At 71.1% G+C, this 13,821-nt stretch carries 16 protein-coding genes; 8 read left to right on the forward strand and 8 right to left on the reverse strand.

Features of this window, described 5'->3' with window-relative positions:
* The first annotated feature begins 21 nt into the window (after positions 1-21).
* The 3 genes from ABT369_RS34785 to ABT369_RS34795 are packed head-to-tail and all read left to right on the forward strand — an operon-like array spanning position 22 to position 2,674.
* Entirely contained in the window at positions 22-1,311 is a 1,290-nt protein-coding gene (locus ABT369_RS34785; protein WP_350618481.1) for a sensor histidine kinase, read from the forward strand.
* The gene (locus tag ABT369_RS34790) at positions 1,263-1,904 is read left to right on the forward strand and encodes a LuxR C-terminal-related transcriptional regulator (RefSeq protein WP_350618483.1); all 642 of its coding nucleotides are present in this window, start codon (positions 1,263-1,265) and stop codon (positions 1,902-1,904) included. The genes ABT369_RS34785 and ABT369_RS34790 overlap by 49 nt, the downstream gene beginning before the upstream one ends.
* Complete coding sequence (locus ABT369_RS34795; RefSeq protein ID WP_350618485.1) at positions 1,901-2,674, forward strand: putative protein N(5)-glutamine methyltransferase; 774 nt, start codon at positions 1,901-1,903, stop codon at positions 2,672-2,674. Before ABT369_RS34790 ends, ABT369_RS34795 begins: the two co-directional genes overlap by 4 nt.
* A gap of 6 nt (positions 2,675-2,680) precedes the next feature.
* Here ABT369_RS34795 and ABT369_RS34800 read toward each other — a convergent pair whose 3' ends face one another.
* The 3 genes from ABT369_RS34800 to ABT369_RS34810 form a co-directional block, all read right to left on the reverse strand.
* On the reverse strand, positions 2,681-3,175 hold the full coding sequence (locus tag ABT369_RS34800; protein ID WP_350618487.1) for a YciE/YciF ferroxidase family protein: 495 nt from the start codon (positions 3,173-3,175) through the stop codon (positions 2,681-2,683).
* A 112-nt stretch (positions 3,176-3,287) separates the two neighbouring features.
* A complete protein-coding gene (locus tag ABT369_RS34805) occupies positions 3,288-4,601 on the reverse strand; it encodes an ABC transporter substrate-binding protein (RefSeq protein ID WP_350618489.1) in 1,314 nt (437 codons plus the stop codon).
* A gap of 12 nt (positions 4,602-4,613) precedes the next feature.
* A complete protein-coding gene (locus ABT369_RS34810) occupies positions 4,614-5,918 on the reverse strand; it encodes a diguanylate cyclase domain-containing protein (protein ID WP_350618491.1) in 1,305 nt (434 codons plus the stop codon).
* 62 nt (positions 5,919-5,980) lie between these two features.
* Here ABT369_RS34810 and ABT369_RS34815 point away from each other — a divergent pair, with 62 nt between their 5' ends.
* Positions 5,981-7,306 carry a bifunctional 3-(3-hydroxy-phenyl)propionate/3-hydroxycinnamic acid hydroxylase gene (locus ABT369_RS34815; RefSeq protein WP_350618493.1) on the forward strand — a complete coding sequence of 442 codons (1,326 nt, stop codon included), beginning with the start codon at positions 5,981-5,983 and terminating at the stop codon, positions 7,304-7,306.
* A 2-nt stretch (positions 7,307-7,308) separates the two neighbouring features.
* On the opposite strand, the gene ABT369_RS34820 is transcribed toward ABT369_RS34815, so the two are convergent.
* Both ABT369_RS34820 and ABT369_RS34825 read right to left on the reverse strand, forming a co-directional pair.
* Positions 7,309-7,467, reverse strand: a complete 159-nt coding sequence (locus ABT369_RS34820) for a hypothetical protein (RefSeq protein WP_350618495.1) — start codon at positions 7,465-7,467, stop codon at positions 7,309-7,311.
* 55 nt (positions 7,468-7,522) lie between these two features.
* A complete protein-coding gene (locus ABT369_RS34825) occupies positions 7,523-8,041 on the reverse strand; it encodes a DUF6933 domain-containing protein (protein WP_350618497.1) in 519 nt (172 codons plus the stop codon).
* A gap of 416 nt (positions 8,042-8,457) precedes the next feature.
* On the opposite strand from ABT369_RS34825, the gene ABT369_RS34830 reads away from it, so the two are divergent.
* On the forward strand, positions 8,458-8,823 hold the full coding sequence (locus ABT369_RS34830) for a hypothetical protein (RefSeq protein ID WP_350618499.1): 366 nt from the start codon (positions 8,458-8,460) through the stop codon (positions 8,821-8,823).
* 93 nt (positions 8,824-8,916) lie between these two features.
* On the opposite strand, the gene ABT369_RS34835 is transcribed toward ABT369_RS34830, so the two are convergent.
* Together ABT369_RS34835 and ABT369_RS34840 are read right to left on the reverse strand one after the other, a co-directional pair.
* Positions 8,917-9,111: a restriction endonuclease gene (locus tag ABT369_RS34835; protein ID WP_350618501.1), complete on the reverse strand. Its 195-nt coding sequence runs from the start codon at positions 9,109-9,111 to the stop codon at positions 8,917-8,919.
* A gap of 24 nt (positions 9,112-9,135) precedes the next feature.
* Entirely contained in the window at positions 9,136-9,321 is a 186-nt protein-coding gene (locus ABT369_RS34840) for a hypothetical protein (RefSeq protein ID WP_350618503.1), read from the reverse strand.
* Positions 9,322-9,423: 102 nt separating this feature from the next.
* On the opposite strand from ABT369_RS34840, the gene ABT369_RS34845 reads away from it, so the two are divergent.
* From ABT369_RS34845 to ABT369_RS34855, 3 genes are read left to right on the forward strand one after another with little or no spacing between them, the layout of a single operon-like run.
* A complete protein-coding gene (locus ABT369_RS34845) occupies positions 9,424-9,693 on the forward strand; it encodes a hypothetical protein (protein WP_350618505.1) in 270 nt (89 codons plus the stop codon).
* A 28-nt stretch (positions 9,694-9,721) separates the two neighbouring features.
* Positions 9,722-10,297, forward strand: coding sequence for a DUF6879 family protein (locus ABT369_RS34850; protein WP_350618507.1), 576 nt, complete (start codon positions 9,722-9,724; stop codon positions 10,295-10,297).
* Positions 10,298-10,311: 14 nt separating this feature from the next.
* On the forward strand, positions 10,312-12,732 hold the full coding sequence (locus ABT369_RS34855) for an ATP-binding protein (protein ID WP_350618509.1): 2,421 nt from the start codon (positions 10,312-10,314) through the stop codon (positions 12,730-12,732).
* Here the strand turns inward: ABT369_RS34855 and ABT369_RS34860 are convergent.
* A complete protein-coding gene (locus ABT369_RS34860; protein ID WP_350618511.1) occupies positions 12,707-13,639 on the reverse strand; it encodes a methionyl-tRNA formyltransferase in 933 nt (310 codons plus the stop codon). The two genes, ABT369_RS34855 and ABT369_RS34860, sit on opposite strands and share 26 nt — an antisense overlap.
* Between the last annotated feature and the right edge of the window lie 182 nt (positions 13,640-13,821).

The following is a 13,821-nucleotide window of genomic DNA, read 5'->3' on the forward strand; positions in this document are numbered from 1 at the left end:
CCGGCGAGAAGAATGGCCTGCATGAAGCCGTGGCCGTTCGCTCGCCGGGGGCTGCTCAGCGTCGCGCGGGTGGCGTTCGCCGGCATTCTCTGGCTGCCGGTCCACATCGTGCTCATCGTGTTCACCGTGGTCTCGTTCGCGCTCACGGCGGCCGGAATCGGGCTCGTGCTCGCCCCGCTCGTCCAGATGATGGTGCGCGCCTACGCCGGCCGGCGCCGGCGGCTGGCCCGGGAGTGGAGCGGGGTCGACATCCCGCCGCCGTATCACCCGCGGCCCGCCGGGGCGTTCGTCGGCTCGCCGCGGCGGTGGATGTGGCTGGTGCGCGACCCGGCGACCTGGCGCGACCTGCTGTGGCTCGTCGGCGGGGCACCGCTGGGGGTCGCGTTCGGGGCGGTCGCGCCGGCGGGGCTGCTCTACGGCGTGCAGGGTGTCGTGCTGCTGCCGGTCATCGCCAACGTCGTCTCCGGCGACGACACCGGCTACGGCGTCACCTGGCCGCTGAACCCGATCAGCTATGCGTCGGTGCCGTTCCAGGGCGCCCTGATCACGGCCGGCGTGCTGTACGGGGCGCCGTGGCTGCTGTGGGCGCTGGCGAAGTACGACCACAGCCTCCTCGGCCCGACCGGCAAGGCGGTGCTCGCCCGCCGCGTCGACACCCTGACCCAGACGCGCACCGACGTCGTCGACGCGCAGGCGGCCGAGCTGCGCCGCATCGAGCGCGACCTGCACGACGGCGCGCAGGCCCGCATCGTCGCGCTCGGCATGAGCCTGGGCATGGCCGAGGACCTGGTCGTCCACGACCCGGCCGCCGCCCAGCAGCTCATCGCCGAGGCCCGCGAGGCCAGCAGCCTGGCCCTGGCGGAACTGCGCCGGCTCGTGCGCGGCATCCACCCGCCGGTGCTCGCCGAGCGCGGCCTGATCGGCGGCCTGCGCGCGCTGGCCCTGACCCTGCCGCTGCCCGTCGTCGTCGAGGGCGACCTGCCGGGCCGGCCCCCGGCGCCGGTCGAGTCCGCCGTCTACTTCGCCGTCGCCGAGGCCCTCGTCAATGTGGCCAAGCACAGCGGGGGCCGGGCCGCCTGGGTATCGTTGTCGTACCTCGGGGGAGCCCTCTACTGCAGCGTCAGCGACGACGGCGTGGGCGGCGCCGCGCCCCGGGCCGGCTCCGGGCTGGCCGGGGTCGAGCGGCGGCTGGCCGCGTTCGACGGCCTGCTGCGCGTCGACAGCCCGCCGGGCGGACCGACCGTGCTGACGATGGAGCTGCCGTGCGTGTTGTCATCGCCGAAGACCTCGCCCTCCTCCGCGACGGGCTGATCAGGCTCCTCGGCGCGTACGGCTTCGAGGTGGTCGCGGCCGTCGACAACGGCACCGACCTGCGCTCGGCCCTGCTCAGCCACCGCCCGCAGGTCGCGGTCGTGGACGTGCGCCTCCCGCCCACGTTCACCGACGAGGGCCTGCGCGCGGCGATCGCGGCCCGCGCCGAGGTCCCCGGCCTGCCCGTGCTGGTGCTGTCCCAGCACGTCGAGCAGCTCTACGCGCGCGAGCTGCTCTCCGATCGCGGCGGCGGCGTCGGATACCTGCTCAAGGACCGCGTCGCCACCGTGGGCGAGTTCGTCGAGGCGGTCCGGCGGGTCGCGGCCGGGGGCACCGCGATGGACCCGGAGGTCGTCTCGCAGCTGCTCGCCCGCAACGCCGGCGCCCCCACCCGGGCGCTCACCCCGCGGGAGCGCGAGGTGCTCGGGCTCATGGCCGAGGGCCGCTCCAACGCCGCCATCGCGGGCCGGCTCTTCGTCACCGAGAAGGCGATCGGCAAGCACATCGCCAACATCTTCACCAAGCTCGGCCTGCCCCCGTCCGAGGACGACAACCGCCGCGTCCTCGCCGTCCTCGCGTACCTCAACGCATGAACCGGGTCGCACTGATCGCCCGGCTCCGCGCGGCCGGGTGCGTCTTCGCCGAGGAGGAGGCCGACCAGCTCCTCGCGGCCGGGTCCGACCCCGCGGCCCTGGAGTCGATGGTCGCGCGCCGGGTCGGCGGGGCCCCGCTGGAGCACGTGCTCGGGTTCGCCGAGTTCGCCGGTGTCCGGGTGGCCGTGACCGACGGCGTGTTCGTCCCCCGGCACCGCACGCAGCTGCTCACCGACACGGCCCGCGGGCTGCTGCGCGACGGCGGCACGGTGCTCGACCTCTGCTGCGGCACCGGCGCCCTCGGCCTGGTCGTGGTCCGGGGCTTCCGCGGCGTCCGGCTGGTCGCGACCGACCTGGACCCGGCGGCGGTCGGCTGCGCGCGCCGCAACCTGTCCGGCGTGACCGACGAGGTCTTCGCGGGCGATCTCTTCGCGCCGGTACCGGATGACCTGCGCGGCCGCGTGGACGTCCTGCTCGCCAACGTGCCCTACGTGCCGACCGCCGAGATCGCCTACCTGCCCGAGGAGTTCCGCGTGCACGAGGCCCGCGCGGCCCTGGACGGCGGCGCGGACGGCCTCGACGTGCTGCGTCGCGTCGCCGCCCTGGCCGCGGGCTGGCTGGCCCCGGGCGGCGCGCTGCTCACCGAGGCCGGCGCGGGGCAGCTGGGCACCGCCCACGCGCTGCTGCGCGCGGGCGGGCTCCGGCCGCGCACGGTCACCGATCCGCGGACCGAGACCAGCGTCGTCGTCGGGGTGCGGGACTTGACCTAGTCGTTCTCAGACGTTCATGGCCACGCGCTGCCCGAGCTCGTGGCTGATGCGTTCGAAGGTGCCCGCGTTCTCCTGCTGCTGCACCAGGTTGGTGCGCAGGATCTGGGCGCACTGCACCTCGCCCATGAGCAGCGCCTTGTCGATGAGGCCGTGGTAGGCCGCGACGCCCATGTGCGCCAGGCGCGTCTCGGCGTCGACGGTGTAGATCTCCATCGCCTCCATCGACGGGCCCTGCCCCGCGAAGGCCTGGAACTCGGCGCGCATCCCGTCCACCGTCAGGCACGGGACGTCCTCGGGCTCGGCCTCCATCATCGCGAAGCACGTCTCGAGGTTCTGGATCTTCTGCTGACCCTGCTGCTGCTGGGCGCGCAGGATCTGGGCCAGGGGGCTCTGCTCGGTCCGGCCGAGGATCTCGCCGACGAGCTGGTTGCTCCTGCGCTCGGCGTCGTACAGGCCCGACAGCTCGTAGAGGAACAGGTCGGCCGGATTGTCCAGTGGCATGCGCTTCTCCCTCGGGTTGATTGGGGACGCACCCGACCTACCCGGAATGCTCGCGGCATCCGCGCCGGTGGCGGGGTGTTCCGAGGGTGGTTCGCGGCGAAAGGGCCCGCACCTAGTCCTTCGGCCAGTTCGCCTCGATCGCGTCGAGGACGTCCTTCGTCGGCTTGCCGTTGAGCCAGTCGATCATCCCGGTCCAGAAGGTGCCGGTGCCGACGGCCGCGGGCATCATGTCGGAGGCGTCGAAGCGGAACACCGTGCCCGGATCGGTCAGCAGCTGCGCGGACAGCTTCTCGACCGGCGAGCGCAACGCGTCGCGGTCGATGGCCCGGTTCGCGCTGACCGCCCCGCCGAGCCGGGCACGGTGATCCGCCCACTGGGGTGTCGAGAGGTAGGACGCGACGGCCCGCACCTCGGGCCGGTCCGTGAAGGCGCCGGCGAACTCGCCGGCGCCCAGCACCGGCCGGGGCCGGGCCGGGTCGAGCGGGGGCAGGTAGAACGCGAAGACGTCGCCGTCGGGGCCGATCCGGGTGCCGTCCGGCCACTCGTTGGCGTAGAAGGACGCCTGGCGGTGCAGGGCGCACGCGTTCTGCAGGATCGGCAGGCCGCCCTCGGACATGGCCACGGTCGCGATGGACTGCACGCCGCCGTAGCCGCCGTTGACGTACCGCGGGTCGCGCAGGATCGCCCCGGCCTTGTCCAGCGCGCCGACGATCCGGGCGTCGTTGAACGGGATCTTGTGGGCGACCCACAGATCGTACACCTCCGGCCCGGCCGTGCGCAGGAGCACGTCCTCGAGCCAGTCGGTGATCGGGAACCCGGTCGCGGCGCCCGACTCGGCGCCGGCGCACCACGGCTTCACCCCGTCGGCCGCGATCCGCTCGGTGAGCGTCATCAGCTGCGCCCACGTGTCCGGGATCGCGTACCCGTGCTCGGCGAAGAACCTGGGGGAGTACCACACGAGCGACTTGATGTTCGCGTTGAGCGGGGCCGCGTAGAGCTCGCCGTCGACGGTGCCGTACGTCTGCCACTCCGCCGACCACCAGCGCTCGACGTGCGCCTTGACGTCGGCCGAGACGGGGTTGAGCCCCTTGCCGCGGGCCATGTCGGCGATGAGGCCCGGCTGCGGGAACAGCGCGATGTCGGGCGGGTGCCCCGCGGCCGCCCGGTCCTTGAGATCCTGCTCGAACGCGGCGATGCCGTCGTAGTCGACGGTGATGCCGGTGCAGTCCTCGAAGTCGTTCCACGAGCGCAGGAGCTTGTCCGCCTCGGCGTTGCGGATCGGGCCGGTCATCGTGACCTTCGTGCCCGCGTGGCTGCCGTACTCGGCGTACTGCGCGCACGCGTCCGCCGCCCGGTCCGCCGGTGTGCTCTTCGCGCAACCGGCCAGCACCAGGCTCAGTGCGACAAGGAAGACACGGAACCGCATGGCAAGTTGATCTTAAGCCGCCAGGGCCGGCCCCGGGGCCGGGTTCGCCACCATCACACATCCCTTGCCGCTCGCCTTGGCCGCGTACATGGCCTGGTCGGCGTCGTGCAGGAACGCCTCGACGTCGTCGTGCCCGTGCCACCGCGCGACGCCGATGCTGGCCCGCGGCACGATCTGGACGGAGCCGATCGTGACCGGCTCCCGCAGCGCGGCGAGCAGCCGCTGGGCCACCACCACGGGATCGTCGGCGCCGTCGAGCAGCACCGCGAACTCGTCGCCGCCGAGCCGGGCCGGGGTGTCGGCGCCGCGCACCAGGTCCCGCAGCCGGTCCGCGACCGCCACGAGCAGATGGTCGCCGGCCGCGTGCCCGTGCACGTCGTTGACCTGCTTGAACCCGTCCAGGTCGATGAGCAGCAGGGCGGAGTCCGGCCGGTGGCGGGCCTGCTCCAGGCGCTCGCGCAGCAGCACCCGGTTCGGCAGCCCGGTCAGCCCGTCGTGGTACGCGCGGTGGTTGAGCTGGTCGAACGCGTCGCGCAGGACGCCGACCGTGTTGTTCAGCGACCGGCTCATCTGGCCGACCTCATCCCTGGAGTCGAGGTCGAGGTGCTGCTGGAAGTCGCCCTCGGCCACGGCGGTGAGCACGGTGACGGCCCGGCGCAGCGGCCGGCTCAGCTGCCGCGCGGCGAGGATCGCGACGCCGGCCGCGACCACCCCGCCCACGACGAGCAGGATGGTCACGTTGCGGCTGGTCCGGGCCGTGCGCTCGCCGATCTGCCGGTTGCCGGCGGCGACCGTGCCGACGAGCTGCTGCAGGAACTCGTCCGCCCTGGTCTTCACCGTGCGCGCGACCGACTCGGAGCGCACGAGCACGATCGAGACCGCGTTGTCCCGGTCGCCGCGGCGGCTGGCCGCGAGGCCGGTGTCGCGGGCGGTGCGGTACTGCCCGATGACCTTGCTGAGCAGCTCCAGCTCGCGCAGCTCCGCCTTGGTGAGCCCGATGTGCGCCAGGTCCGCGAGGTGCGCGTCGATCTGCCGGTCGGTGTCGGCGATCGTGGCCTCGTAGCGGTCGCGGTAGAAGCCGGGCTGGGAGAGCAGGTGCGACTGCACGGCCTCCATCTGCAGCCCGACCGCGGAGCGCACGGCGACCATGTGCGACATCGCCACGACGTCGCGGCGGTACTGCACGTCCTGCTGGGCCGCCACGCCGCGGAGGTTCACCAGCCCGTACACCGCGATGCCCGCGAAGATCGAGGCGACCAGCATCGCGATCCCCACGATCTTGGTGGCGATGCTGCGATTGCGGACCCACGACGGCACGGTGTCACTGATCGACCGGCCCGCGGTTGCCGTGGAGTACTTTCCGGTTGCAACCTGAGCGTGTGGATCGGGTTGTGATCGTGGGCGCGGGGCCGGTCGGGGTCACCGCCGCGATCCTGCTCGCCCAGCGCGGCATCGCCAGCCTGCTCCTCGACCGCTACGAGGAGCCGTACGCCCTCCCGCGCGCCGTCCACGTCGACGACGAGGTGGTCCGCATCCTGCACGCCGTGGGCGTCGCCGGGGACTTCCTGCGGATCAGCCGCCCCGGCCTGGGCCTGCGCCTGCTCGACGCGCGGCACCGGGTGATGGCCTCGTTCGACCGCGCCCCCGGCGGCGGCCCGCACGGCTACCCGCAGGCGAACATGTTCGACCAGCCGGACCTGGAGCGCCTGCTGCGGGCGCGCATGGCCGAACTGCCCCTCATCGAGTTCGTCGGCGGCGCCACGGTGCTCGGCGTCTCGTCGGCATCGGTCCGCTACGAGCGCGACGGCGCCCTCGTCGACGTGCCGGCCGCCGCCGTGCTGGGCTGCGACGGCGCCGGCAGCACCGTCCGCGAGCGCATCGGCGCGCACCTGGTGGACCTGCGCTTCGCCGAGCGCTGGCTCGTCGTCGACGGCGTCTGCCCCGAGGACCTGCACGCCTGGGGCGGCGTCCACCAGGTGTGCGACCCGCACCGCGCGGCGACCTTCATGGAGCTGGGCCCGCGACGGTACCGCTGGGAGTTCCGCCTCCTCGACGGCGAGACCGACCTCGACCTGGAACCGCTGCTCGCCCCGTGGCTGCGGGGCCGCCCCGTGGAGATCCTGCGCCGGGCGGAGTACACCTTCCGCGCGACCATCGCCTCGGCCTGGCGTCAGGACCGCGTCTTCCTGCTCGGCGACGCGGCCCACCAGACCCCGCCCTTCATCGGCCAGGGCCTCGGGGCCGGCCTGCGCGACGCGTACAACCTGGCCTGGAAGCTCGCCGCCGACCTGACCACCCCCGGGGGAGCCGCGGCCCTGCTCGACTCCTACGAGCGCGAACGGGTCCCGCACGTCCGCGCCCAGATCCGCCTCGCGATCGTGGCCGGCTGGGCCATGACGGGCGGCCAGGACCGCGCGGCGGCCGTGCGCCGGGTGATCCTGGGCGCGATCTGGCGCATCCCGGGCCTGAAGGGCCTGGCCCTGCGCTCGACCTCGCCCAAGCTGACCGGCGTCGGCCGCGGCAGGCTGGTCGGGACGCTGGCTCCCGTGGCGTACGACGAGTGGGTGGTCCTGCACACCGGCAGGCCCCCGGCCTGCGAGCATCGCCCGGTCGAGGCCACGGACGCGGCCGTGCGCCGCTGGCTGCGCGGCCGCACGGTCGTCATCCGCCCCGACGGCGTCGTGCACTCCGTCCTGCGCCGGTGACGTCAGTCGGGCACGCGCTTGACGGTGATCCCCGGCCCGAGGTCCTCCACGCCGCGAACCTCCTGGCGGCGGGCCAGGACGACGAGCAGTTTCCGGCCCGCCAGCGGGGTGAGGTCGACCGGGGTCGCGACATGGGTGCTCGTCCGGGAGGGATCCCCCACTCCGGTCCGCGGGCGGCCGGAACGGTCCGTCAGCGTCCGGGATGGATGGTGTTGATCATGCCGTCGGGGCGTCGCCTCGGCGGGGGATCGCGTGCACGAGAGCGGTGAACGCGCGGTCGGGACTGATGTGGGTGCGGTACAGCGGGCTGCAGGGTGTGGTCGCGAGCCGTGCCGCCAGGTCGTCGAGGCTCGGTTGCATGTCCCGGTCGCGGTAGGCGTCGGCGAGGTGGCTGAACTCGTTCATGATCCCGACGACACTGCGGTTGGCGGTAGTACCGATCCGGTGCGTTCGCATCTGTTCGAGCTCGGCAGCGACGATCGCGGCTGAGGCGCCATGGGTGGCCATTGCCGCGGCGATATCGTGGGTGGCCCGGGACAGTGCGGTCGCGGCCGGCGCCAGCGGCAGCAGCACGGGCAGCAGCGTCGGCTCGTTGACCAGGAGCAGGACGTCCGGCCGCCAGCCGAATCTGGTCGCGTACCACTCGCCGAGCACCGTCGTGGACTGCTCGTCGCCGCCTAGATCCGGCGGACCAATCCGGTCGCGAAGCTTCTTCGTCGCACGCACGATCAACACCACGCCATCGTCCCGGATCAGATGCAGCCTCATGAGCGAGACAGACCGAGGTGCGGGCGCCGGCGACGACTATCTGCCCACGCAATGAGCGGCCAGACGTCCACAGATCTTGCGACCAAACGTCCACGTGTCGCGCGACAAGCTCGGCCCCGCACGATATCCGTCCTGACGCGAGCGGAGCGGACGGGTACCGGCTGTGGTGCGAGTGCGGCCAGGCCGAACAGGACAGATCCCAGACATTGAGCTGTAGCCGTGCCAACCCGAATCGGCCACAGCTGACACCGGCCGGCACGGGTGGGTCGCGGGCACCGTGTCCTGAGACCCCTACTCCAGCTGCAATACGATGCGACAAAGGAAGTGCAGGGTTCCGGCAGCCAGCCCGGGACCGCACGTCGACTGCCCGGAAGGATCGGACGATGAGCCTGACGGGCCGATGGCGGGTTGCGGCGATGGAGCTGTGGGACACCGACGCGATCGACCTGGTGGCTCCTGGGTTCATCGAGTTCGGCAGCGACCGCACCGGGCGGTTCGGGTTCATCGCCGTGGAGGGGTGGATGGACTGCCGTGAGGTGATCCGCGACGGGCGGCCCTGTGTCGAATTCACCTGGGAGGGCAGCGACGAGGGCGATCCAGTCAGCGGCCGTGGCTGGGCGGTGCTGGCCGATGACGGCACCCTCGACGGGCGCATCTTCTTCCACCTCGGCGACGACTCGGGCTTCCAGGCGGTTCGAACCGAGCCCGCGCCGCCCGTCAACAAGCGTGCCTCGCGGCGGCGTCCGTGAGCGACGCAAACCAGGAGACCGACCGGCTGGAGCATGAGATCGAGGGCGCAGCCTCTCAGCGGCACACGATCATCAATGGCGGCCGCTTCCTGGCTATCGGAACAATGCGGGCCGGGATGCTGTGATCCTCTGCAGATCGCAGAGCAAGCCGCTGCCGTCGATGAGTTGCAACGGCTTGCCGTTGGCGAACTCGTAACTGCTCGGACCGTAACCGCTGGTGGTGATCAGGATTCCACCCTTGACGCCCTCGTGCTGCATCGTGCCGTAGAGGTCACGGACGGCGAACACGTACTGGCAGACCCCTTGCGTTGCCTACGTTCGAGGATTCGCGTCAGTGTCGCTCCGGTCAGCACCGCCGAACGTGATGCCGCCGTGTACATCGCGCGCCTGCACGACATTGCCTTCAACGATGCCGTAGACGCTGTTGGTCACACCGCCGTGTCCGGCGATCAGATGTGGACTGAGTTCGCGCCAGAGGTTGCGGAGGGTTGACGCCACCGGCAAGCATAGACGCCCACCCATCAAATTTGACCCTCGCACATTTGTCATGTTAACGTCACCCAGAGTAATTTTCGGCTGGATCTTTCGGGGAGTAGTGCCGTGGCCGAAGCATGGACAGCGGATTCTTCGGCGTCATTTCTCCGGCGCCTGGGCAAGTCGTCTCACGAGTTGGGGCAATCGTCGGGGAATTCGAGCTGCCCGGACATCTGGGAACTCGACAACGGGGACGTCGCGGTCATCGGAACAGACATGAGCACGGCATATCAGGGCCGACTGCCTGAAGGCGTGAGCGTCGACCCTGGGGAGCGGCTTGTGATCATCCCCCGGCAGACCATCCTCGCGGCGAAGGCGGCCATCCCGGATGCCTGAACCGCTGGACGGCGCGGTCGGCGAGCGGATGGAGCTGGACGCCTACTACGCCGACTTCGAGCAGCACTTCTGGTCGATCACCGGGCTGGGCTTCTGGAAACTGGAGCGCCAACAGGTCTTCAAAGAGCCCGGATACGACAGCTGGGTCGCCTTCGCGAAAGGCGACTGGGAAGAATCGCTGCGCATCCTCGAAGCCGGTCGTGGCGACATGCTCGACTATCACCGCCGCGTCGAGGAGCACGGCTTCGTCGCCCGGCGGATCCGGATCGTCGAAGAACCGATCAGCTCCTATCTGCAATGGGAGCTGCACGCGCTGAAGATCCGCGACGAATGCGGCGGCAGTGTGCGGGTCATCGGTCCGGACCAAGTTGCCGCGTTCGAGCGCGACGCCCCGCTCCCGGAGCTGTACACCCTCGGCAGCACCGTGATGTACCAAGCCGTCTACGACGATGACGACGTGCTGGAGTCCGTGCGCCGATTCACCGACCGGGCCCTCATCGTGCGCTGCCAGCGGTTCATCCAGAACCTGTACGAGACCGGACAGCCGCTGGACTCGTTCTTCGCCAGCCACGTCGCGCCGCTTCCCCCGCCGCGCCGACCGTAACCGTCGCTGACCCGATGCCGACCGACGAGCCCGACCAGCGCGACGGCGCGACGCATCACAGCAACCGGCTGGAGGCGTCGAACAGCCCCGGTGACGTCGTGCAGGCCCGTGACGTGCACGGCGGCGTGCACTTCCACCGCTCCGAGGTGCCGTCCGAGGCCGTGTTCACCGTGACACCGTCTCAGCTCCCCGGCGACGTACGGGGATTCGTCAACCGGCACCTCGAGTTGGCGGCCCTCACCCGCATCGTGATGGACGACCGCGACGAACCGCTCGCCGCCCCCGTCATCGTCATCACCGGCACGGCAGGCGTGGGAAAGACCTCGTTGGCGCTGCACTGGGCACACACCGTCCGCCACCACTTCCCCGACGGCCAGTTGTACGTGAATCTGCGCGGCTACGACCCCGGGCTGCCGGTCACCCCCGAACACGTCCTCGACCGGTTCCTGCGCGATCTGGGTGTGCCGGCGAACGCGATCCCGATGCATCTGGAGGATCGGGCGGCGCTGTACCGCTCGCTGCTGGCCACCCGGAACATGCTGGTACTCCTCGACAACGCCGCGACCGCCGGGCAGGTCCGGCCGCTCCTGCCCGGAACCGCCGGCTCCCTGGCCATGGTGACCAGCCGGAGTCGCCTGTCCGGCCTGGTCGCCCGCGACGGCGCGTTCCGTCTTGGCCTGGACGTCCTGCTGGAAGACGACGCCGTTGCTTTACTGGGAACCGTGACCGCACGGTACCGGGGGCGAGACCAACGCCACGAGTTGGTGGAGCTCGCCAGACTTTGCGCCCGCCTACCCCTGGCGCTGCGGATCGCCGCCGAACGCGCCGCCAGCCGACCGATGATGGCGCTGGACGAGCTCATCGCCGACCTGCGGGACGAGTCCGCGCTCTGGGATGCCCTGACCGCCGAGGGAGAAGACGATCCCGACGCAGTACGGACGGTGTTCGCCTGGTCGTACCGGGCCCTGCCGGAGCCGGCGGCCCGACTGTTCCGGCTCCTCGGCCTGCATCCCGGCAACGACTTCGGCCTGCCCGCCGCCGCGGCACTGGCCGGGGCCGACACCAGGCAGGTCCGTCGGCATCTCGATGTCCTGGTCGGCGCCCACCTGCTCGAACAGCCCGCGCCCGGCCGGTACCAGTTCCACGACCTGCTACGCGCCTACGCCCTCGACCAGGTCCGTCACCTCGAATCCTCCGACACGCGGATCGAGGTCCTACGGCGGGTCCTCGGCTGGTATCTCCACACCGCCGACGGGGCTCAGACCCGCATCGCCCCGTTCGACGGGTACGACGTGACCGAGCCCGTCCCGGCCGACGTGGTCCCCCTGGAGTTCGACACCTATGAGAGCGCATTGCGGTGGTACCAGACCGAAGCCCCAAACCTCGTCGGCGCGACCAGGGCCGCCGCCGAGGCGGGGCAACACGCGACCGCCTGGCGACTCGCTGCCGTGCTGCGCGGCATCTACATGCACCAGAACGCCTTCGAAGACTGGCTCATCACCAGCCGGATCGGCGTCGACTCCGCCGATCGTGACAACCACCGCAACGGCCAGGCCGAAGCCCTGGAGAGCCTGGGCAGGGCCTACTTCCAGTCCCGCCGACTCGACGACGCGGAGACCAGCCACCGCGCCGCGCTGGCCATCCGCAAGACCATCGGCAACCGATTCGGTGAAGCCGTCTCCATCAACGCGCTCGGCCTGATCTGCCTGCGCCGCCGCCGGCTCGCTGCGGCGCGATCGTACTTCGAGCAAGGCCGGGCCATCTTCCACGACCTCGGAGAACGCCGCTGGGAGGTCCTTATGCGCAGCAACCTCGCCGAGGCCCTCTGCGAACTGCGCCAGCCCCACCCAGCGGTCGAGATACTGCATGAGGCGTTGCCGGTGTTCCGTGAACTCGGTGACCGCGCCAGCGAAGGCAACGCGCTGTTCCATCTGTGCTGGGCGCAGCGGCAGTTGGGCGATACCACCAGCGCACGCGCCTGCATCGACCAGGCGCTCGTCATCGCTGAGGACGACGAGAACCCGGTATGGCAGGCGCACTGGCTCGTCGAACTGGGCAACGTCCAACGCGCCGCCGGGCAGCCCGCCGAAGCATCGGTCTCCTGTCAGCGGGCCGCTTCGATCCAACGCCGGCTCGGCGACCGCAGCCGCGAAGCCTTCGCCATCGAGGGCACCGGCAAGGCGTACGAGGACATGGGCCGCATCGACGAGGCGGCGGACTTCTACCGCACGGCCGCCGGCACGCACCGCGACCTCGACGACCGGTGGAGCCTGGCGCGGACACTGCATCACCTCGCGAACACCATCGACCGCGATGGCTCTGTAGATCAGGCCCGAACGTATCGAGGTGAGGCGCTCGACCTACTCGCCGACTTCGATGATCCGGCGGCAGCCGCCCTGCGCCAGCGGATCACCGAGGCGCTGGAGACTCGATGACGGGCGGCTCGACCGGCTCGGACTTGACGATCCAGATCGGGCCGTCCGCACAGTCGACCCGGATACCCTCCGCTGACTCCAGACGGGTCCGGTACACCTTCAGCCACCCCTCGCCGACTCGCGCGGCCGGTGCGTAGTCCCGGCCCATGAAGCCGAACATCCGCACCTGGTTGTGCACCTCCCGGGCGGTCCGTGACCAGTCCACAGTGGAGAACTCCGGCTCAAGAAACCCCGCCGAAGACGCGCCCGCGTCGTCCTGCGGCACGCCGGGGTCGCCTTTCGCCACCCGGTCCAACGCGACCGCGAGGAGATCGGCGATCACGGGCCGGACCTGCGGCCACAGCCGCTCGGGGGTGACCTCCTCCTCCAACGGAATCCCGCCCCGCTGGGCGAGGACGGGACCGGCGTCGAACCGCTCGTCCATCCGGTGGATCGTCACCCCGGTCCCCACGTCGCCGTTGCGGATCGCCCACAACACCGGCGCCGGCCCCCGGTACCTGGGCAACAACGACGTGTGAATGTTGACGACACCGAAACGAGGCGCGTCCAGCACAGCTCTGGGCAGCTTCCAGTTGAAGCCGTAGACCACCAGCAGATCGAGCCGGTACCCGGTCAACGCCACGGCCAGCCCCCCGGCTGTGCCTGGCAAGAGCAGGTCCATCCCGGGCGGAAGGGCCTCAAGAATCCGGCCGGTCGTCGCGACAGCATGAGTATCAACCGGGCCGCTCGGCCGCATCGATCGGCACGACACGTACACCACCGGTGTATGCCCAGCCCGTACGCAGGTGTCGTGCAGGACCGCGAACTCGTCACCACCGAACGTCGCGAGCCCGACACGCATCGGATCAGCCACCTCGCGATGATACCGACGGAACCTGATCAGGCAGCCGAACGACGGAGGCGTCACAAGGTTTGCAGTAGTCGTGCCCGACTGCGCTGCTTCGCGACCTCATTCTCCAGTACGGCCAGCGGAACATCGAGGCAGACGGCCGTGGCCGCGAGGACCCATCCACTCGGCAGCCGGACGCCACGCTCGTACCGGGACAGTTCATGACGGGTCAATGTGGCGCGGCCCGACGCTGGGCACAG

Source organism: Dactylosporangium sp. NPDC000244, assembly GCF_040300725.1.
In the GTDB taxonomy this organism is placed as follows: Bacteria; Actinomycetota; Actinomycetes; order Mycobacteriales; family Micromonosporaceae; genus Dactylosporangium.

Bases quoted from the DNA above. Each gene is read 5' to 3' on its own strand.
- ABT369_RS34785 (WP_350618481.1), top strand. From the start codon at position 22: ATGAAGCCGTGGCCGTTCGCTCGCCGGGGGCTGCTCAGCGTCGCGCGG.
- ABT369_RS34795 (WP_350618485.1), top strand. From the start codon at position 1,901: ATGAACCGGGTCGCACTGATCGCCCGGCTCCGCGCGGCCGGGTGCGTC.
- ABT369_RS34800 (WP_350618487.1), bottom strand. From the start codon at position 3,175: ATGCCACTGGACAATCCGGCCGACCTGTTCCTCTACGAGCTGTCGGGC.
- ABT369_RS34805 (WP_350618489.1), bottom strand. From the start codon at position 4,601: ATGCGGTTCCGTGTCTTCCTTGTCGCACTGAGCCTGGTGCTGGCCGGT.
- ABT369_RS34830 (WP_350618499.1), top strand. From the start codon at position 8,458: ATGAGCCTGACGGGCCGATGGCGGGTTGCGGCGATGGAGCTGTGGGAC.
- ABT369_RS34850 (WP_350618507.1), top strand. From the start codon at position 9,722: ATGGAGCTGGACGCCTACTACGCCGACTTCGAGCAGCACTTCTGGTCG.
- ABT369_RS34855 (WP_350618509.1), top strand. From the start codon at position 10,312: ATGCCGACCGACGAGCCCGACCAGCGCGACGGCGCGACGCATCACAGC.